This is a genomic window from Nocardia sp. NPDC001965 (genome assembly GCF_053594175.1).
The window spans coordinates 1-17,135 of record NZ_JBSFDZ010000066.1; the positions used below are offsets into that span (position 1 = coordinate 1).

Here is a 17,135-nt window from a genome sequence, read left to right on the forward strand (position 1 = left end):
AGCCCGCGCTGCACTCGTTCGTGCGCGGCCTGCGCCGCGACCACGACGCCGTCACCGCCGGTCTCACCCTCCCCTGGAGCAGCGGCGCCGTCGAACCCGGGGTGGACACCCGCTATGCGCCTCCTGCCCCGGCGCTGGCGCGCCGGGGCAGGATTCGCATAGCGGGTGTCTTTTGGTTACGATTGAGATACGATCTCGCGTTCTGCGATTGGACTATACAGTTTCGCGCACAGCCTGCATGATTCTGTCACATGCGGTCAGTTCACCATGTGTTACTGCCGCGGTCCAAGCATGGTACGCACGATCTATACCTTTCTTGTCGGTAAAATCTGGCACGGCCAGTGCGAAAGCTGTATTCATATCTACCTCACGTCTAGCGATAGTACCAGAATCTGTCTGTACTGCGACCTGTGCCAAATTAGCTGAAGGTTCGCCCAGGGCATTCCGGTTGTATGCAATTACGTTGAGAATGCGTGCACCGTCCTGTGCGTAGGCGGTGGTGGTTACTACCTGTGTCGTGGTCATAAGAGAACCATACGCTCTACATGCGTTCTATATGAGTTCTATGCGCGCCGTTTCGATAACATTTCGATCACGTTCATCTCTATACGTTTTCTATACGCCATGTGTGATCGGGTGGGTTGTGCGATACTTTTCGCATGACTACGACACTGAAAAATGTTGCGGCCCGGATAGAACGGGCGATCGACGTGCAGGCGGACGGTGCTCTCACGCTGGCGACTACCTACGCCGCACGGTTCGGCTATGCCGCGATGCCAGCGTCCGGGCAGGCTCCGGACGCCGAGGTGACCGCCGAGGAGGCCGACACAATCGTCGGGGCTGCCGTGGCCGGTGCCGCGTGCGATTTCGACACGGAGACAACCCATTTGGATGAGATCGCCGATATGGCGGGGGTGATCGAGGAAGCCGTGAGTGAACGCGACGTGCGCATCCGGCGGGCGTACAGCGATGGTGTGCGCCTCGGATTGATCGCCCAGGCCGCGGGTATGCAGCCGCACCAGGTGCGGGACGTGCTCGATCGGACCTCGACGCAGCGCCGGATCAGCGGGCACCTCCGATGAGCGCGAGAAACGTCACGTGGCATCAGCTCATTGCCGAGCTGTGCCAGGGTCTGTCGGAGCCCGAGGCGAAGGCCGCCGCGGTGCACCACGCGGCCCTGTGCGCCCGTCTGGGGCATCGGCTCGATGATGTCGTGCCGGAAGCTACCGCGACGTGGGTACGGTCCTGGTGGAAGCAGCCCGGGACGATAGAGGAAGCCCTCATGGCGAAGGTACAGCGGCTTGATCCGCCGCCGGAGGTCACGGTCGCGTACCTGCGGGCGGTCGAGGGTTACGACGGCGGGCGATTCGAAGCTTTCCACACCGATGGGTCGCACACCACAGACCTGCACGGGGCCTACCCGGAGGAGTAACGAGACAGACGAACGGCCCCGGCGCGGTGTGTGCGCCGGGGCCGTTCGCTGTGCAGGGCCTTGCTGCCCTGCGGTTTTGCGGGCTGGGCTATCAAGATGATCGAACATGGGATGTTCGATCATCATCATGATACCCGATATCAAAATGATCGAATCGTGCGCGGTACCCGGCTCGTCAACCGTCCGGATGGCTGCCGGGTCCACTTCATCGGCGCTACTGCACCGTGCCGGTCAAGAATAGCTCACGCGCTCCGTAGGTGGTGTGCAGCGATCGGCGGGGCCGGGTCGTGGTCGCACGGGGCGAGTACCGGCCGGGCCGGTGGTGCCGCGTGTACAGCATAGGACCATTCGGCCGGCGCTTCGGCTGTAGAGCGGTCGTGCCGCCGCCGACGCTTCCACCGGCACAACTACGCCCCGCCGGTCTGCTGAGCCTTCAGCGTGGCCGTCAGGTCCGCTATCGCCTTGACTGCCTGCTCCGCCAGCTGGTGCGCGTGGAAGGCGTGGTAGTCGGCGTAGGCGATCATCTCGCCCGCGTCGTAGGTCTTGCTGGGGTCCACCTTGGATCGAACCGTTTGGGCCATATCGAACACCTCATTTCTCTCTTGCGGGGGTAGAGCAACAGCGGGGAGAGCGCGCGACCAATCGCCGCGATCGTCGAAACCGTCGAGCGAGAACGAGACGTGCATGTGCGAACTGTGGGGATTGCTGCCGTCGTATCGACGCCAGGCGCCCCAATCAGCGTTTGTGATCAGTCCGTCGAATATGACATAACCCCCGTTACGGAGTCGCCTATCACCGGCTTGTGCCATGGCGAAAAGCAGATCCGACAGCAGCGAGCAGTCGACGCCGTTGCGCGGGTCGTGCGTGAGGTCGAACGCGCGGACCACACCGACGCCGTTGCGCAGGACCCACGGGTTGTGGTCGCTGTCGCTGCCCTGACCGGCGTGTTGCGAGTCGCCTATGGTGCCGTCGCTGAGCCGACTACGGCCAGGGAATCGGGCATTGATCGCGGATCGGTAGTCGTCCAGTGCGAGAGCTGTACGCCATGTCATATCTGTTGTCTCCCTTCAGGTCACACGGTCATTCGGTCGTGCAGTCGTGCGCCGGTGAACACGGTTATGTTCCCTGCCGCGTCTCCTGTGATCGTCCTACTTGCGCCCGATCCGTTGTTCACGCCGAGCTTCACGTAAGCGCCAGCGCGTAGATATATGACCCATGACGCCTGTACGTCGGGCTCGTTCGGGATATCTCCACCGATACGGAGGATGGTTTGAGTGCCTGTGCTGGGACCATTCGCGTTGCCATAGAGGATCGGGCAGTAGAGAGACGCTGCGGAGGTGAAATGCATTCGGCACGAGATCACATACCAGCCGGGGTAGATGATGTCTATGCGTCCGCTTTCGGTGGCTACCTTGGTTGTATCGACGCCGTATGCGTCGCGTATGACCGTGAAAGTTCCTACCGGTAATACGAATTGACCGTTTGCCACTGTGAGACCGGTAGACAGGCCCCGGTACACATCCCATCCGACGCCGTTGTACGTCGGTAGCGCAATGTCCGATGCGGCAATGGAATTGATGTATGCCGATCGGTTGTTCTGGAATATGCCATCCTGTAGCAGCATGATTCCGCCTATGTACCGGTGTGAGGCGTCTATCGGATATCCGGACACATCGGTATGCGCGATTACCGGCGTTGGCGACCCGTTCATGTGGACGCGGTATGTGGTGCCAGTCGCGCGCAGTTCGAACCGTGCGCCGTTCGGTATGCCCGCGATCGTGGACGTGATCCACGGTGTGAGGGTCACGTCGTGGGTGCCGAGGTTGTAGTTTCCGCGGCCGAGCTGCACGCCGTTGGGGCCGACGGCGATATAGATCAAGTCGCTGCCGTCGCTGGTGCCGCGCAGGTAGACCACGGTGGGCACGAGCTGCGGGGCCAGGCCGAGCACGAACGCTATCGACTGGTCATCGGTCTCGAGCGGGATATTGCTGCGGAACCAGTAGTCGCGGGTCTGGTTCGGCAGGGCCGCCGACCACACCGCCAGTTTTCCCTGGTAGCGGCGGAGGGCGTTCTGGCTGTCCTGGATGAACGTCTCGGTCGGCAGGGTGTCGTCGTCGCCGGTGAAATCGTCGGTGATGGCGATTCCGCCGGAGTTCCCGGCGTTCTGTTCGGCGAGGTAGGCCGAGAGCGCGTCGGAGGTCGCGCGTTGAGCGTCGTCGATGGCGGCCAGGTCGGATGCGGTCGCCAGGCCGGACAGGTCCGGGGCCGCTTCGGTGTATCGCCAGAACGCCATGTCACGCCCCCGACAGACAGAATGTGCCCTGGCACTTCATGGCCGAGCTACCTATCACGCCGTCCCAGATTCCCCACAGTTCGGTTTGGCGCGGGACCTTGACCGGCGAGAGGAATTCGCCCACGTTCACCGATCCGATGAGCGCGAGATCGATGAGGTTGGAGACCGCCGGAGTGCCCAGGAACAGATAGAACGGGGCCTGTTTCGGCGGTACCAGGCTGGTGTTCCAGTACGCCCCGCCCGCGCCGCCGATGAGGTCGGATGCGACCAGGGTGGTTTGCAGGATGATGCGCGTGAGCCAGCGTTCCTCGTTGAGCTGGGGCAGGATCACTTGCGCGCAGGAGTGGCCGTTGTAGATGCCGCCTACACCGGTCAGGAGCTGATTCGGGAAGACGGCCGACATGCCGCCTCCCCCAATCGCCGCGGTCACAGCAGCGGATCCCCGTTGCTCTGTACGGTCTCCATCCACACGCCGATCCGGGCACCTTCGGCGTTCCCGGCTCCGACCGCCATCGCGTAAATCGCGTCGGTGACCTCGGTTTCCAGAGCGCCGGCCGACGGCAACAGGAACGCGGAGTGCTCGAGGCTGTAGGCGTCGCCGGTGAGGTAGAGCCGCACATCGGCGGACGCACCGACCGGGGCCGTGCTGAGCACCAGGCGCTCACGGAACGGATCGGCCGGGGCGAGCAGCACCGGGGTACCCGGTTTCACGGTGTAGGTGGCCATGTGGACCTGGCGCCGCTTCAGCAGGTCCGGTGTGTGCACGATGGTCACCGGTACCGGCTTCACCGGCACGAGATCGCGCGGGGTGATCGTCTGGTCGTTGGCCTTGTCGAGCGCGTGTTGCTCGCTCACCCAGGGCTGCCGGATGTCGGCGCGCGGGTCGCGCTGGTTGCGCACGCCGTGCTGCTCGGTGCCGCGATAGGGCACGTAGTTGGTCTCGTTGCCGGTCGGCGGCGGGGGCGGGGGCGGTACCACCTGGTGGCGCGGATAGGCGCCGGCGTGGTCGAACGGTACCTCTCCGAGAGCGTCGGCGCGGGGGTCGCCGGGGTGGTTGCTCATGCGGTCCTCCGGAAGGCGATTTCGTAGGCGAATGTGGCGGCGAATGCGAGCGCGAGACCGAATACCAATGGCATCGGGCTACGGGTGATATAGGCCAGCACTACACCGACCGACACGGTTGCCAGTGATGCCGCATTGGTGCCGAACTGCATTGCGTTACGCACCGAAGGAGAACCGATGTCGTTGAGCACATCGGGCATTCCCGGGCAGAACGTAGAGAACGCGGTGAGGCCGGTTGCTACGACTGCGACACCGGCGGTAAGGCCGAGCGATGAGGCTTCCACTAGATCATCCTCCAAACGAAATCGCGGGCTATATACCCGATGCCGATAAAGCAGAACAGCGTGCCTACAGCGACTTTCAAGATTCGTTCCCAGCCGTCGGACTCGGACAGCAGAGACAGGAACATGCCGACCGCCTTGATACCGCCGGAAAGCTTTTTCAGCAGCCCCAATTGAAACGACACAGCCTTTTTCAGATTGGCCACATCATCCGTGAGGTCCAACGGATTGGGGATGCCGTCGGGCAGCAGATCACCGAGCGAGGGCATGCCGCCGCGGCTCTGGTATTTCGGATCCACCGCGGTATCCCCGGGCGTGCCGGAGTTAGCACCGATGCGGCGGACAGCGACCGGGGTCGTCCAGTAGTTCGACACCTTGACGACGTCGCCGGTCTCTGGGGCGTGCACCATCTGATTGCCGCCCAGGGCGATCCCGACGTGTCCGGCATCGGGGAACACGAGGTCCCCGCGCTGGGGTGCGCCGACCACCGGCTCACCCTCGAGCACCTGCGTATAGGTGGTGCGCGACATCTTGATACCGGCCTCACGCGCGGCCCACTGCACCAGCCCGGAGCAGTCGAACGACATCGGGCCGGTAGCACCCCAGACGTACGGGCTGCCCTGCTTGGACAATGCGGCCTGGACCATCGCCTCTGTATCGGCCATGGGCTATGCCGACAGCGTTTCGGGCGCCGGCGGGGCGGCGGCGGGCAGGGTGGATGCCGGTTGCGCGCCGGGGCTGGCCGACTCCTGATGGGGTTCCTCGGGGGCCGGTCCGTCGCTCTGGCCGGTGAAGAACTTGATGGTCTCGCCGATCGTCCAGCCCTTGAACCCGCTGTAGACCAACATCGCGCCGAGCAGGATCATCGCCAGGGCGAGAGTGTTTTTCATGCCGTCCACACCTCCTGTTGCGTCGGGTCGGCCGGGGCCGGGTACGCGGCCGGGGCCGCCGCGGCTTCCTTGCGTCCGCGCACCTCGCTCTCGCGGGCACGCGCCTTATCGAGCTCGATATCGCGGCCGGACCCGCCCCGCCCGTATCCGAGCGCCTCCACGACATCGGGTAGGTACTGGTAGCAGGCGCCCAGGAAGATCAGCCCCGCGAATCCGCGCGCGAGCTTCTCGTCGGCGTTGGCCAGCGCGGACAGGAACAGCGCGAGAATGCCGCCCGCCACGATCGCTTTCGCGTTGACCTTCTTCGCGGTGATCGCGGTCCCCAGACCAACCACGGTGATCGTGCCGACCACCAGGGCACCGGTGGGATCGGCGCCGGCGCTCATGCCGCACCGGCCGGGGACAACTTGACGGTTTTCGCCGCGGCCGCCGGAGCCTTCGGCTTCACGGTTTTCGCCGCGGCGGCCGGGGCCGGCTTGACGGTTTTCGCCGCGTCGGCCGCGACCTTGGTCTTGGTGACCGCGGTTACGGCCTTGCCGCCGGGTACCACGGTCAACGCGGCCTTGGTGATCTGCTTGCCGGTCTCACTGGTGCGGACGACGAGCACCAGGCCGCCGAGCACCGCGACGCAGCCGCAGTACACCTTCAGGATGCGTATCCAGCCGTCCACCGACGTGATCAGGCCGAAGAACTTCTCTACCGCCGCCAGGCCGGATCCGAACCCGTCGGCGAGATCGCCCATATCGTCCATGAACCCGGCGTTCTCGTAGGTCAAGCCGTTGCCCGGACCGGTCCCGGCACCGAGACCACCGTTCGGGGTCAGCGCGGTACCGCCCAGGGTCGATTGCACCTGCGCCAGGTACTCGACATAGGCGCCGTTGTTGTAGGTCGACCAGGGGTACCAGTTCGTTCCGCCGTCCGAGATCTGCGCCATCAGCTGGGCGTTCACCTCGGGATCGAACCTATCGGCGCCGGGCATCTTGTCGTCGTGGACGCTGTTGATCTGCCACAGCCCTTTGTCCACGGTGCCGTTGTCGTTGGCGGTGTTGGTGGCGTCGGTGCGCCCCGACGATTCCGCCAGCGCGATAGCCGCGGCGGTGTAGAGGTTCGAACCGTTCTGCACACCGACATTCACCGCCAGCTGTGCAATCTGGGGAATCGTCAGGGTCGCCACATCAGCCCCCGATACCGGGGAGCATGTTGCGCAGCATCATCCCCATGGGGCCGCCGCCGCCCTGCGCGAGTGCGCCGATCACGCCGTGTGCCTGCCGGGCGAAGGCCAGACCTTCGGCCAGGTCCTCGCGCAGCGCGGCCATGTCCTTACGCAGCGCGTCCATGTCGGCCCGGGTGATCGGTGCCTCCGGATCGAACAGGCTGCCGGGGTGGTCGATTCCTACAGGTGCGCTCACTGGTCGTGTCCCTTCCGGACGTCGTTCGCGGTGGCCATGAATTCGAGACGGGCCGTGTCGTAGCGGTCGGCGCCGACCACCTCGCGCAGCAGCGCCAGCGCGAAGTCGGCGCGGTCGAACTCGTGCAGCTCGGCGGTGAGATCGGGCAGGCCGTTGGACTCGACCGGGTACAGCATGTTGTCGACGGGCCAGTCCTGGTCGAGATCGGAGAGCAGATCGGCCACGGTGCCGCTGGTGTCCGCGGGCGCCTGGTCCTCGTCGGCCGGGGCCGGGGCGGGATCGGCGGGGGCGGGCACCGGACCGATTTCCGGGGTCACCGGACCCGATTCGGATTCGGCCGGCGCTTCGGCCTTGGGCTTGCTGCGGGTACTGCGGGTACTGGTCGCCACGGTGAAATCCCTCCTATGCGTTGCTGTTCGGCGCCGGAATCTGGAGCACGACCCCGACCGCCAGCTTGGACGGGTTCGGAATCTTGCTGAGGTTGGCCGAGTAGATGAGCTGTTCGCCGCCGGTGGACCCGTACACCTTCTTGGAGATGGAGGAGAGGGTGTCGCCGGACTTGACGATGTAGGGCGCCAGGTAGGTGTCGTGGCTGGACGGGCCGACACCGACACCGACAGACCCGCCGCCGGGGATGGACCCGGAGACGTTCACGCCGTTGTTGCTCACCGATCCGCCGAGCGAGACCTCACCGAGGCCCGGGATATAGACGCTCGGCGTGGACCCGGACAGCGAGACGTTGCCGCCGAGCAGGTCATTGGCCGACTGGAACACTCCGCCGATCGGGCCGCCGTCGATGAAGTTGTTGATGAACGGCAGCAGGAACGGGGAGAACGGGTTGCCCGGCTCGTCGAGCTGGGCGAAGTCCGCGATGCCGTACAGCAACTGGCCGAGGAGGTTTCCGTCCTTCGGGGTGCGCAGCGGGGACACCCGCTGCGCCGCACCCTCCCGGGTATCGGGCAGCGGGCCGATCGCGATCAACGCGGCCTCGATGAGGTCGTTCTGACCGGCGGTCAGCTTCTCGTTGTTGATGTAGTTCTGGATCGCGTCCTCGGAATCGGTGGCGTCGTAGCCGTGCTGGATCAGCCACTTCTTCGCCGCGGTCGCCCACTGATTGTTGGTCAGAATCCTGACCTCGGTGGCCTCACTGGTCATCGGCATATTGCCGACCGTGGGCGCCGGCGGGGCCGGAAGCGGGTCCACCACGGGCGCCTCCGGTTTCCCGCCGCGGGCCCGCAGCAGGTAGATACCGCCGCCGACCACGACCACGATGCCGAACCATCCCCACAGCGGAACGCCCATCACCGGCTTGGACAGCCCCGAGGTAGAGCCCTTGGGCTTCGGGGTCGCCGGAGCGTCGGGAGCCGTCACAGACCCCACCGCCTTTCCGCAGGTGCCTGCGGCGAGACATAGACCGACGGTGTGACGGCCGCGGTCCGGGTCGCGGGCAGGTCCATGTTTTCGGTGTCGCGGGCCGGGGGCATGATCCGGACGGTGTTGCGCCACGACGGCATAGCGGTCATCCCGCCGACCGGGTACGCCCGGCCGAGCACCGCCGCCGACCCGGACTCACCGGAAAGCCGCTTCTCGAACCGCTGGTCGAACGGCCGCACGAACCGGTGAGTCGAGGGCGATTGCGTGGAGGTCGGCCGCGGCGAGCGCGGGGTGTGCTCCCACGGCTGATACACATCCCCGATGGCCGCGGTGGATTCTTGCCACGGAACCGACTGGTTCAGCTCGTTGTAGCGCGACCGAAGGATGTTCGCGGAGTTGCGGTCCTCGTAATACCCCGACGGGTGGCGGTCGGGTTCCGGGCCGATCCGGTGGATCATGATCGTGTCTTGGTGCCGGATCGCGGGCAGGTCCGTGCCCACCTTCGGCGCGAACGGATTCGCGCCATAGGTGGGTTTGGGTGCGTACTCCTCCGGGCCCGGCTCCACGAAGCTGTGTGCTTCGTCGAGCCCGACCGGCATCATGAACTGCTCGGGCGTCGCGGCCCCCGGCGCGGCCGGGGGCGGCTTCTTGCCCAGCAGGCGGTCTAGCAGGCCGCCCAGCATGTCACTTGCCCATCGCGGCTTTGATGCTGCCGGAGAACGCATCTCCGAAAGCACCGATCACGGCCGCCGACTGGGCGGAGGTGACCACGGTCGTAACCAGGGCGACAACCACGATCGCCCCGAGAATGTCGAGAATCGTTTTGGTCTGCATGGCTATGCCTTCTCTTCTGTCGGGGCGTCGGGGCGGCCGGGCGGATCGGGCAGGACGCCGGGCGGCAGCAGCACGGCACCGGGCAGCAGCCCGGCCAGCCGGGCGAGTTCGCCGATTACCGCGTCGGCCCGCTCGACCTCGCGCGAGAGGTTGCCGTTGACCTGCTTGTGCACCTGCGCGAGCTGACCGCCCAGGCCGCTGTAGACGAACAGGGTCGCGGTGATGGCGCCGACGAATCCGAGCCCGGTGGTCACCGCCGCGCTGAATTCCCGGCCGAGCAGCACCAGGGCGAGGATGGCGCCCACGTCGGCGACGGTCAGCGCCAGCGCGGTCACCCCCGCCAGGTACCGCAACTGCTGTGCCGGGTCGCTGCCCGGCCGGGACTCGCTCATGCCCGGTTCTGGGCGATCGGGCCGCGGGCCCCGCCGAGCTTGGCCTGCACGAACGGGACGCCGAACACGCCGATCAGGATGCCGATGATCAACCACTTCCAATCGATGTTGGGCATGGTGCCTTCCTCTCTATGTCCTGGGTGGATGAAGCGATGGATGCGGGCCGGTCAGCCCACGGAAACCTCGAGCTTGCCCAGCAGCACCAGACCGGCCACCGCGGCGAGCACGATGAGGCCGGTGGTGATGGGCAGATCCACGCGCCCGGAGATGGTGGTTGCTTCCATGTCGGGCCCCCTACGCCTGGAAGACGTTGCCCGCGACGGACACGTCGTTGGTCAGGACCTCGAGAGTGCCCGCGACGCCGAAGTTGCCCTGCAACTCGAGTCGGGTGCTGGCCAGGGTCGGGAGCCACTGGTCGTTGAGTTCCGAGCCCACGCGGCCGTCGAACTCGTGGCAGAAGTCGTACCACCACACGCCGTTGTCCAGCCCGTTCACGGCGTCGTAGGTGCCCGAGTAGCCGTAGCGCTCGGCCATCGTCGATCGCCAGATGATCTGCTCGATCGTGTCGATCGGCCGGGTGTCGAAAAAGATCTGCGCCGGGGCGGCGAAGCTGTTCGACGCGAACGAGACCCGGGCGCCGGTGGCGTCGCGGTAGACGAATCCGAGGTTGCGCAAGTAGTTACCCACCCGGGTCAGCCGGATCATGTTGGTGCCCGCGACCACCGGATAGATCTGCTTGGACCAGTACTGGGTGGTGTTGAGCGCCGGCGGGGTGGTCGCGTTGGCCGACCCGTCCGAGGACAGCGCGGGCTGATCCCAGGCTTCGGTGATCACCCGCACGCGCACGGTCGGCAGGGTGGTCGCCGGGGCCGAGCTGTAGACCGTGGAGGCGGCCGACAGGGTGGCGCGCAACTGGAACGCGGCCGCGGCGTTCTGGTTGGGCAGCGAGCCGAGCGCGGTCCGGTTGGACAGTTCCAAGGGGATCCGCAGCATGAACGTCATGCCGCCGCCGGAAGTGACCGTCGCGAAATCGGGCTTCGCCTTCGGGTCGTTGAAGCCCTTGTAGCCGCCGTACTTGTTCGCCAGGTACAGGTCATAGCCCGAGTTGAACTGGCTGATGGTGGCGCCGTTGGGCTCCTGGATGACGATGTTCTTCAGCAGGTTCCACGGGGCATCCGCGCTGAAGGTGGATGCGCCGGCGCCACCGGCCACGGTCACCAGCAGGTAGACGTGCCGCAGGAAGCCGTACGCCGGGATCGGGAACGCGCCCAGGTCCTGGTCGCTGCTCGAGATCTGGAGCGACTTGTCGATACCGGAGGGCTCCCGGTGCTCGAGGCTGGAGCGCACGAACGATTTCGCGGCGATCGGTGCGGGCGCACCGGAGTTCGACCCGGTACCGGCCGCGGTGCCGCCGGAGGTGGTACCGCTCATGAGCGCATTCGGCATGGTGTCGCCTTCCTCAGTTGATGTATGCCAGGGCCTTGGAGACCTGGCTGTCGGGGTACCGGGACGTGATGGTCCGCTGGAGGAATCCGAAGATGATCGCGTAGCACGCGAACGTGAGGAATCCGAGCAGGCCGATATTCAATTTCATTTCTGGCCTTTCTCCGGTGGGGGTGGCATTCGGGTGATCATCATTTCTCCCGTCCGCGTATTCACATACAGCACGTGATATTGCGGAAGGTTCGCGATTGCCTCGCGGATGGTGTTCGCCGAAAGCCATCCGATACCGGCCATACGATTCAGATTGCGTTCATCGTTATCGCGCCAGAAAAACAAATGGGTGGACTGGTCGAATACCTCGACAGGAATCCACGCGGGCCGCTGGGACGCGACCACCAGCGAGATCCCGATAGACCGGGCCTGCTGGAGATACACCTTCACCGCCCGGGTCAGCCCCAGCTGATGGCACAGGAACCAGAGCTCATCGATGTAGACCGTCCAGCCACCGACGGTGTAGATGCGGTTCAGCGCCGCGGCGAACGCCGCGGCCTGCTTCGGGGCGGCGTCGAGCTGGCGCGCGTCGGGCCACAGGATGCGCCGCGGATACCGGACCGCGGAGAGCGTCCCCCACTCCTTGAGCTTGCGATATCCGTTCTTCTTGCCGAACCGATCCAGACTCTCGTCTTTCGGCTTGGTCGCCAGGATGCACACGTAGTCGCGCATCGGCAGCAGCCAGAACGCCGCGTGCGTCTTACCGCTGCCGGTCGGCCCGATCAGCGCCACGTGCTCGCCCTGCCGCCACCGGAACCGGGGCACGAACGATTCCCAGGGCACCAGTGGTACCCCGGCAATGTCCCCGTAGTCGGTGGTGGTCTCGGGCGCGGTCACGCGGCAGCGGAACCCGTCTGGTCCATATACCGGCGCTTAAGCTCCGGAACGTACTTGGTGCCGACCGCGACCACGATCGGCAGGTGCGCCGCGATCACCCCGGACCAGGCGCCGGTGGCCAACATGGACTCCAACGCGCGTTTGACCCGCGGGTCCTTCTTCGCCAGCGCATCCAGCGATGCCGCGCACGTCTCGGCCTGCCCGATCACCACGGACCCGATCTGCGGATCCACCATGAACAGGCCGGTCCCGGCCATCACGTACATCTCGGTCAGCTGTTTGCACAGCGGCGAGGGCTTCTTGCTGCCCGTGCTCGGCGGCGCCTGCGGGGTGTCCAGGATCGAGTGATGCTCGCGGCCCGGAGGAGTATCAGCCTGGGCGCCGGCCATCTCGCCCGGCGCGGATTCGAACTCCGGATCGTCGGGCGAGTCCAGGCCGTCGGTGATGCCGTCGGAGAACGCAATGCCGGTGATCGGCACATCGGCGAAGGTCACGACCTATCCCCCTTCTTGCCGAAAAGGCCACCGCCCCAACGCCGCGCGAGCCAATGCGGGTTTTCCGGAGCGATATCGACCTCCGGATCCAGATCACCGGCGGGCAGGATCGCGGCGGCGGTATCGGCGGACTGACCGGCCTGCATATGCGCCAGCATCGCGGCATTGGTCTGGGTCAGCTCCTGGACGGCGGCCACGAGCTGGGCCGTCTCGCTGACCGCCGTGGTCGCGGCCTCGGCGGCCTGCTCGGCGTTGTCGGCGGCCATCTCCGCGCGAAACTCGCTATCCGCCGCGTCGTGCGCGCTGGTGGATGCCTTGTCCGCGGCCACGCCGGATTCCACCGCGGCGTCTATGACGTGCTCGGTTGCAGCACCCTCAACGGCCGACGACGACTCGGTGTCACCGGTGCCGGTGTCGTCCACGGTCACCGTCGTCTCTACCTCGATCTCGGGCTCTCCCGGCATGCGCGGGCTGTCCTCTCCTCTGTGGCCTGGTTGTGCGGTCGCCTCCCGCCATCCGGCGTTAGCGTCTAAGGGTGCGTCCGGTGGTATTTGGAGGCGACCGCACAACCAGTGTGAGGGTGTACAGACATCTACAAACGTGCAATGCGCGTCGCGTGTCGCTGCTGTGTTCGCCCGGCTAGGGTGTCTATACGCCCCGCCAACGGGCACCTACCTACAGCCCCGTAGGGTGTATGGACACCCCGCTTGATCAGGAGAAAGCATGAGCACCAAGGGCACCCCGAAGCGATCTTTCCGGTGTGATGATCCGTTGTGGGACAAGGCTTCTACCCGCGCCGAGCAACGCGGAGACAACCTTTCCGAGATCTTGCGCCGGGCACTGACCGACTACGCCGCCCCCGACCCGGATCGGGCCGCATGACGACCGGCGGCGGAGATATACCCGATGAGCTGTCCCCGCTACACCGCGCGCTCATTGCCGATTACCTCGAGAACGAAATCACGCGCGATGACGTAGAGAGGGAACTGTCTGGTGTCGGAGAGGATGAGGGGGCTTTCTGGGATGAGTTCAGAGAGCGGTACGAGCCCTACTCGACCGCCGACGGCACCGGCGGGCCCGGCTTCCTCGAGTCCATCGGAGGGGCCCCCGAGCACGAACCCGGAGTCTATTTCGACCTCCCCAAAGCCCCTGTTGGGCCTGATGGCGGACGCGTTCCAGATCAGCCCCAGCAGCGAGACGTTCCACGACTCCCTGGTGTACCAAGTGGGCGACCGCCAGCACCGCCGACGCAAACTCCCGTACCACCAAAGGAAGTTCCTCGCGATCGACGGGGAAGGCGTGACGCCGGAAAAAAGCCATCGGCAATCGTACGTGCTGCTCGGCGCGTCGGACGGTGGTTCGGTCTCGGAAGAAATAAATAGCGAATTACTCACCAGCGCCGAATGCCTGCAATTCCTGATTGATTTGGAACGCAAATATCCGTCCCATATCAAGGTCGGATTCGGCATTTCCTACGACGTGAACATGATGATTCGCGACATTCCGGAGAACCGATTGCGGCGGTTATTGACCGGGCAATGGGTGTCGTGGGAGTCGTTCAAACTCCAATGGATATCGGGCAAATGGTTCTCGATCCGCCAGCGCGATACCACCGTGATCGTGTTCGACGTGTGTTCGTTCTTCGGCGGGGGCGGGCGCGGCGGGTTCATCCCCGCCGTCACGTCGTTCCTCACCCCCGCCGACGACGTGCTCGCCCAGCTGGAAGCGGGCAAGGCCAACCGCGGGAACTTCGATCTGCGACACCTCGAGACCGAGATCCGGCCGTACATGCGCGTGGAGCTGCGGTTGCTGTGCGAGCTGATGACGCTGTTGCGCGAGCTGATCATCGACCACCTGGGATTGCCGCTCAAATCGTGGCACGGGCCCGGGTCGATCGCCTCGGCGCTGCTGGCCGCGCACGATATCCGCGACTACCGGCCCGAGGTGGACCCGCACGACATCACCCGCATCGCGCAGTACGCCTACAAGGGCGGACGGTTCGAGACGCTGCGGACCGGGCTCTACGGGGCCACGTCCTACTACTACGACTTGGTCAGCGCCTACCCCACGGCGCTTGCCACCGCCCCTGCTCTGACCGACTCGTTTGACCACGACACCCGGCCAGAGCAGGGGGTACAGGTGCCGCCGTTCTCGGTTCACCGAGTCCGGTATATCGACACCAAGGGGCAGCGTACCGGCTTCAACCCGCTACCCCTGCGCACACGGTCCGGAGCGCTGTTCTACCCCAACGTCGTTCAGGACTGGGTATGGGGACCGGAGGTCAACGCGATCCTGCGCCACCAGCCCGCGTCGCTCGAGATCCTCGAGTCGGTGTACTTCGCAGATGACGGGCGCCGGCCATTCGCATTTCTGGCCGATCTGCACGGCAAGCGGCTGGAATGGCAGGACCAGGGCCACCCCGCCGCCGAGGTCGCCAAGACCGGCTACACGTCCATCTACGGCAAGCTGGCGCAACGGGTGGGCTGGGACGCCGAGACCCGGACCGGGCCGCACTGGCATCAGCTCAGGTGGGCCGGATACATCACCAGCTACACCCGGGCCGTGGTCTACGACGCCATGATGCAGGCGCCGGACCGGATGATCGCGGTAGAGACAGACGGCATCTTTTCCGAAGTCCCGTTGGACCTGCCGATCGGCCGGGGCCTGGGCCAGTGGAAGGTGGAAGAGTTCGACGCGCTGATGTACCTGCAATCCGGCGTGTACTTCGCCTTGACCGGCGACACGTGGGCCACCGGCCGCACCCGAGGCTTTTCCAGCAACCACGCCCACGCGGCCACAGCTCTACGCGCTGTGCCGCACCTAGAACCGCTGGTTACCGAGCAGCGCAAGTTCCACGGTCTACGATCCAGCATCGGTACCGACGACTGGCTCAGCTGGCAGACACACAGCCACGTACTCAACTGGGGCGGCGCTGGCAAGCGCTACCACCCGACCGAGTGCGACGACTGCAACGCCGGTAGCACGTGGCACCGCACGGTGTTCTCACTGCCCGCCGGCGCTGTACCCGGCGACACCTACCGGCCCGACTGGTATGTATCCCAGCAACACAAGCTGCCATGGATGGATTGACCGGCCGAAGTTCATCTAAAAAAGCTCTATGCGAGTCCTATGCACGCTCTATCGAATGCTATGCTGCTTCCCATCCGTTCCACACACTCACTACGGAGGATCCACGTTGAACGCTAAAGCAGCCGCGGCCCCCAGCGCTGTGCCCGGCCAGCAACCGCCCCGCCCGCTCGCACCGGTAACGACGCCCGAGGACAATACGAAGTCCTCAGCGTCCGACCACTCCTCCGATGCGGCCACCGCGGCTACACTGGCCGAGGTGACATTCGGGGCCATCAAACCGGCCGCCGAGGACACGTTCGGAAGCCGCAAGTTCGTAGTGCCGGACGACCATCCACTGATGAAGGCATTCCGGCAGTCGTTCGAGACGGAGCAGGGTATCGACGTAGAGACCCCCGACACGGACGGCGTAACGAAACTGTTGCGCAGGATCGCATCACAGGAGGGTAAAGGTGTCGCGATCAAATACCCGCGAAAGAACGTCGTGGCGTTCCTCGCTCAGGAACGCAAGGTGGTTCGGCGAAAGAAATCAGCCGACACCGAGTAGCATCACGGAGCACCGGGCGGCGCTGGCGCGCAAGGCGGACGATATGATCGACCACCTGCGCCAGCGCCGGGGGCAAGGCACGATCGAGTGCACGCCAAGCGCCGGCGACGAGGGAACATTTCTACAGATGGTGATAGACCGCGCAAGAGACGAAGGCTGGTGTGTACACGCCCAGCTACAGCACGGTTGGCTGATGATACACAGCCATCGCGCCGGAGCAACGATGGACGTACTCCACCAGAATGACCCGCGCGCACAACTCCATAGAGCAGGATAGAACGCGTATAGACCGACACGCCGCGCATAGAATCCGCATAGGATTCGTATAGAGGCGCGGCTGTGTTGTATGATTGTCGCATGACGCATACAGCGATTACAGAGCGGATAGCACTCGCACAGCGATTTCATAGCTACTCGCACACAAATCGACCGGGCCCGATTTTCACAGCGCGTTTGTAGTCCTACCGCACTTGCTTCCACGATGGGAGCACAGCAGGCAGAGCAGGCGGAGTACAGAGAGCGCATAGACGCTCACACGGACTCGACACACAGCCACATCTCAAAGTTTGCATAGCGGGTCGAACGACTTGTGTATGGGGGGTGTCCCCCCCGGGTAATTTGGTTTCGGTTCTTCATACCCCCGTGTGGAGGGCCGAACATTTAAGTCAGCTAAATTCCAGCTGGCGATTTGTTTTGCTGGGTTTTCGGA

General features: G+C 65.0%; 27 protein-coding genes. 6 read left to right on the forward strand and 21 right to left on the reverse strand.

Annotation, left to right across the window (positions count from 1 at the left end; genetic code table 11):
* A partial coding sequence (locus tag ACWCPQ_RS34210; RefSeq protein WP_449907051.1) for a hypothetical protein occupies positions 1-242 on the forward strand: 242 nt, incomplete at its 5' end.
* Here ACWCPQ_RS34210 and ACWCPQ_RS34215 read toward each other — a convergent pair.
* Positions 214-525, reverse strand: coding sequence for a hypothetical protein (locus ACWCPQ_RS34215; protein ID WP_449907054.1), 312 nt, complete (start codon positions 523-525; stop codon positions 214-216). The two genes, ACWCPQ_RS34210 and ACWCPQ_RS34215, sit on opposite strands and share 29 nt — an antisense overlap.
* Positions 526-659: 134 nt before the next feature.
* On the opposite strand from ACWCPQ_RS34215, the gene ACWCPQ_RS34220 reads away from it, so the two are divergent.
* Together ACWCPQ_RS34220 and ACWCPQ_RS34225 are read left to right on the forward strand one after the other, a co-directional pair.
* Positions 660-1,082 carry a hypothetical protein gene (locus ACWCPQ_RS34220; protein ID WP_449907057.1) on the forward strand — a complete coding sequence of 141 codons (423 nt, stop codon included), beginning with the start codon at positions 660-662 and terminating at the stop codon, positions 1,080-1,082.
* Positions 1,079-1,432, forward strand: a complete 354-nt coding sequence (locus tag ACWCPQ_RS34225; RefSeq protein WP_449907060.1) for a hypothetical protein — start codon at positions 1,079-1,081, stop codon at positions 1,430-1,432. Before ACWCPQ_RS34220 ends, ACWCPQ_RS34225 begins: the two co-directional genes overlap by 4 nt.
* 407 nt (positions 1,433-1,839) lie before the next feature.
* Here the strand turns inward: ACWCPQ_RS34225 and ACWCPQ_RS34230 are convergent, their stop codons facing one another.
* The 20 genes from ACWCPQ_RS34230 to ACWCPQ_RS34325 all read right to left on the reverse strand — a co-directional run bounded on the left by ACWCPQ_RS34230 (position 1,840) and on the right by ACWCPQ_RS34325 (position 13,256).
* Positions 1,840-2,484 carry a hypothetical protein gene (locus ACWCPQ_RS34230; RefSeq protein WP_449907063.1) on the reverse strand — a complete coding sequence of 215 codons (645 nt, stop codon included), beginning with the start codon at positions 2,482-2,484 and terminating at the stop codon, positions 1,840-1,842.
* A 20-nt stretch (positions 2,485-2,504) separates the two neighbouring features.
* Positions 2,505-3,725, reverse strand: a complete 1,221-nt coding sequence (locus ACWCPQ_RS34235; protein WP_449907066.1) for a hypothetical protein — start codon at positions 3,723-3,725, stop codon at positions 2,505-2,507.
* 1 nt (position 3,726) lies between these two features.
* Positions 3,727-4,128 carry a hypothetical protein gene (locus tag ACWCPQ_RS34240; protein ID WP_449907068.1) on the reverse strand — a complete coding sequence of 134 codons (402 nt, stop codon included), beginning with the start codon at positions 4,126-4,128 and terminating at the stop codon, positions 3,727-3,729.
* A 23-nt stretch (positions 4,129-4,151) separates the two neighbouring features.
* Positions 4,152-4,787, reverse strand: coding sequence for a hypothetical protein (locus ACWCPQ_RS34245; protein WP_449907070.1), 636 nt, complete (start codon positions 4,785-4,787; stop codon positions 4,152-4,154).
* Positions 4,784-5,071, reverse strand: coding sequence for a hypothetical protein (locus tag ACWCPQ_RS34250; protein ID WP_449907073.1), 288 nt, complete (start codon positions 5,069-5,071; stop codon positions 4,784-4,786). Before ACWCPQ_RS34250 ends, ACWCPQ_RS34245 begins: the two co-directional genes overlap by 4 nt.
* Positions 5,071-5,733: a C40 family peptidase gene (locus tag ACWCPQ_RS34255; protein WP_449907076.1), complete on the reverse strand. Its 663-nt coding sequence runs from the start codon at positions 5,731-5,733 to the stop codon at positions 5,071-5,073. Before ACWCPQ_RS34255 ends, ACWCPQ_RS34250 begins: the two co-directional genes overlap by 1 nt.
* Before the next feature lie 3 nt (positions 5,734-5,736).
* Entirely contained in the window at positions 5,737-5,958 is a 222-nt protein-coding gene (locus ACWCPQ_RS34260; protein WP_449907079.1) for a hypothetical protein, read from the reverse strand.
* Positions 5,955-6,344 carry a hypothetical protein gene (locus ACWCPQ_RS34265; RefSeq protein WP_449907081.1) on the reverse strand — a complete coding sequence of 130 codons (390 nt, stop codon included), beginning with the start codon at positions 6,342-6,344 and terminating at the stop codon, positions 5,955-5,957. Before ACWCPQ_RS34265 ends, ACWCPQ_RS34260 begins: the two co-directional genes overlap by 4 nt.
* Entirely contained in the window at positions 6,341-7,132 is a 792-nt protein-coding gene (locus tag ACWCPQ_RS34270; RefSeq protein WP_449907084.1) for a transglycosylase SLT domain-containing protein, read from the reverse strand. The genes ACWCPQ_RS34265 and ACWCPQ_RS34270 overlap by 4 nt, the downstream gene beginning before the upstream one ends.
* Position 7,133: 1 nt before the next feature.
* On the reverse strand, positions 7,134-7,367 hold the full coding sequence (locus tag ACWCPQ_RS34275; protein ID WP_449907087.1) for a hypothetical protein: 234 nt from the start codon (positions 7,365-7,367) through the stop codon (positions 7,134-7,136).
* Positions 7,364-7,756, reverse strand: coding sequence for a hypothetical protein (locus ACWCPQ_RS34280; protein WP_449907090.1), 393 nt, complete (start codon positions 7,754-7,756; stop codon positions 7,364-7,366). Before ACWCPQ_RS34280 ends, ACWCPQ_RS34275 begins: the two co-directional genes overlap by 4 nt.
* A 13-nt stretch (positions 7,757-7,769) precedes the next feature.
* Positions 7,770-8,738 (reverse strand): LysM peptidoglycan-binding domain-containing protein, encoded by a 969-nt coding sequence (locus tag ACWCPQ_RS34285; RefSeq protein WP_449907093.1) that lies wholly within the window; start codon positions 8,736-8,738, stop codon positions 7,770-7,772.
* On the reverse strand, positions 8,735-9,424 hold the full coding sequence (locus ACWCPQ_RS34290; protein WP_449907095.1) for a hypothetical protein: 690 nt from the start codon (positions 9,422-9,424) through the stop codon (positions 8,735-8,737). Before ACWCPQ_RS34290 ends, ACWCPQ_RS34285 begins: the two co-directional genes overlap by 4 nt.
* A 1-nt stretch (position 9,425) precedes the next feature.
* Positions 9,426-9,575, reverse strand: a complete 150-nt coding sequence (locus ACWCPQ_RS34295; protein WP_449907098.1) for a hypothetical protein — start codon at positions 9,573-9,575, stop codon at positions 9,426-9,428.
* A 2-nt stretch (positions 9,576-9,577) separates the two neighbouring features.
* Entirely contained in the window at positions 9,578-9,967 is a 390-nt protein-coding gene (locus ACWCPQ_RS34300) for a hypothetical protein (protein ID WP_449907100.1), read from the reverse strand.
* 294 nt (positions 9,968-10,261) lie between these two features.
* The gene (locus tag ACWCPQ_RS34305) at positions 10,262-11,398 is read right to left on the reverse strand and encodes a hypothetical protein (RefSeq protein ID WP_449907103.1); all 1,137 of its coding nucleotides are present in this window, start codon (positions 11,396-11,398) and stop codon (positions 10,262-10,264) included.
* A 28-nt stretch (positions 11,399-11,426) separates the two neighbouring features.
* Positions 11,427-11,561, reverse strand: coding sequence for a hypothetical protein (locus tag ACWCPQ_RS34310; protein ID WP_449907106.1), 135 nt, complete (start codon positions 11,559-11,561; stop codon positions 11,427-11,429).
* A complete protein-coding gene (locus tag ACWCPQ_RS34315; protein ID WP_449907111.1) occupies positions 11,558-12,193 on the reverse strand; it encodes a hypothetical protein in 636 nt (211 codons plus the stop codon). Before ACWCPQ_RS34315 ends, ACWCPQ_RS34310 begins: the two co-directional genes overlap by 4 nt.
* A 101-nt stretch (positions 12,194-12,294) precedes the next feature.
* Entirely contained in the window at positions 12,295-12,792 is a 498-nt protein-coding gene (locus ACWCPQ_RS34320) for a hypothetical protein (RefSeq protein WP_449907114.1), read from the reverse strand.
* Complete coding sequence (locus ACWCPQ_RS34325; RefSeq protein ID WP_449907117.1) at positions 12,789-13,256, reverse strand: hypothetical protein; 468 nt, start codon at positions 13,254-13,256, stop codon at positions 12,789-12,791. Before ACWCPQ_RS34325 ends, ACWCPQ_RS34320 begins: the two co-directional genes overlap by 4 nt.
* A 259-nt stretch (positions 13,257-13,515) precedes the next feature.
* On the opposite strand from ACWCPQ_RS34325, the gene ACWCPQ_RS34330 reads away from it, so the two are divergent.
* The 3 genes from ACWCPQ_RS34330 (at position 13,516) to ACWCPQ_RS34340 (ending at position 16,426) form a co-directional block, all read left to right on the forward strand.
* Complete coding sequence (locus tag ACWCPQ_RS34330) at positions 13,516-13,674, forward strand: ribbon-helix-helix protein, CopG family (RefSeq protein ID WP_449907120.1); 159 nt, start codon at positions 13,516-13,518, stop codon at positions 13,672-13,674.
* A 279-nt stretch (positions 13,675-13,953) separates the two neighbouring features.
* Positions 13,954-15,882 (forward strand): hypothetical protein, encoded by a 1,929-nt coding sequence (locus ACWCPQ_RS34335; RefSeq protein ID WP_449907123.1) that lies wholly within the window; start codon positions 13,954-13,956, stop codon positions 15,880-15,882.
* Between the two features lie 256 nt (positions 15,883-16,138).
* Positions 16,139-16,426, forward strand: a complete 288-nt coding sequence (locus tag ACWCPQ_RS34340) for a hypothetical protein (protein WP_449907126.1) — start codon at positions 16,139-16,141, stop codon at positions 16,424-16,426.
* Positions 16,427-17,135 lie beyond the last annotated feature (709 nt).

Bases quoted from the DNA above. Each gene is read 5' to 3' on its own strand.
- ACWCPQ_RS34215 (WP_449907054.1), bottom strand. From the start codon at position 525: ATGACCACGACACAGGTAGTAACCACCACCGCCTACGCACAGGACGGT.
- ACWCPQ_RS34220 (WP_449907057.1), top strand. From the start codon at position 660: ATGACTACGACACTGAAAAATGTTGCGGCCCGGATAGAACGGGCGATC.
- ACWCPQ_RS34225 (WP_449907060.1), top strand. From the start codon at position 1,079: ATGAGCGCGAGAAACGTCACGTGGCATCAGCTCATTGCCGAGCTGTGC.
- ACWCPQ_RS34230 (WP_449907063.1), bottom strand. From the start codon at position 2,484: ATGACATGGCGTACAGCTCTCGCACTGGACGACTACCGATCCGCGATC.
- ACWCPQ_RS34235 (WP_449907066.1), bottom strand. From the start codon at position 3,725: ATGGCGTTCTGGCGATACACCGAAGCGGCCCCGGACCTGTCCGGCCTG.
- ACWCPQ_RS34240 (WP_449907068.1), bottom strand. From the start codon at position 4,128: ATGTCGGCCGTCTTCCCGAATCAGCTCCTGACCGGTGTAGGCGGCATC.
- ACWCPQ_RS34245 (WP_449907070.1), bottom strand. From the start codon at position 4,787: ATGAGCAACCACCCCGGCGACCCCCGCGCCGACGCTCTCGGAGAGGTA.
- ACWCPQ_RS34255 (WP_449907076.1), bottom strand. From the start codon at position 5,733: ATGGCCGATACAGAGGCGATGGTCCAGGCCGCATTGTCCAAGCAGGGC.
- ACWCPQ_RS34260 (WP_449907079.1), bottom strand. From the start codon at position 5,958: ATGAAAAACACTCTCGCCCTGGCGATGATCCTGCTCGGCGCGATGTTG.
- ACWCPQ_RS34265 (WP_449907081.1), bottom strand. From the start codon at position 6,344: ATGAGCGCCGGCGCCGATCCCACCGGTGCCCTGGTGGTCGGCACGATC.
- ACWCPQ_RS34290 (WP_449907095.1), bottom strand. From the start codon at position 9,424: ATGCTGGGCGGCCTGCTAGACCGCCTGCTGGGCAAGAAGCCGCCCCCG.
- ACWCPQ_RS34295 (WP_449907098.1), bottom strand. From the start codon at position 9,575: ATGCAGACCAAAACGATTCTCGACATTCTCGGGGCGATCGTGGTTGTC.
- ACWCPQ_RS34300 (WP_449907100.1), bottom strand. From the start codon at position 9,967: ATGAGCGAGTCCCGGCCGGGCAGCGACCCGGCACAGCAGTTGCGGTAC.
- ACWCPQ_RS34305 (WP_449907103.1), bottom strand. From the start codon at position 11,398: ATGAGCGGTACCACCTCCGGCGGCACCGCGGCCGGTACCGGGTCGAAC.
- ACWCPQ_RS34310 (WP_449907106.1), bottom strand. From the start codon at position 11,561: ATGAAATTGAATATCGGCCTGCTCGGATTCCTCACGTTCGCGTGCTAC.
- ACWCPQ_RS34325 (WP_449907117.1), bottom strand. From the start codon at position 13,256: ATGCCGGGAGAGCCCGAGATCGAGGTAGAGACGACGGTGACCGTGGAC.
- ACWCPQ_RS34330 (WP_449907120.1), top strand. From the start codon at position 13,516: ATGAGCACCAAGGGCACCCCGAAGCGATCTTTCCGGTGTGATGATCCG.
- ACWCPQ_RS34335 (WP_449907123.1), top strand. From the start codon at position 13,954: ATGGCGGACGCGTTCCAGATCAGCCCCAGCAGCGAGACGTTCCACGAC.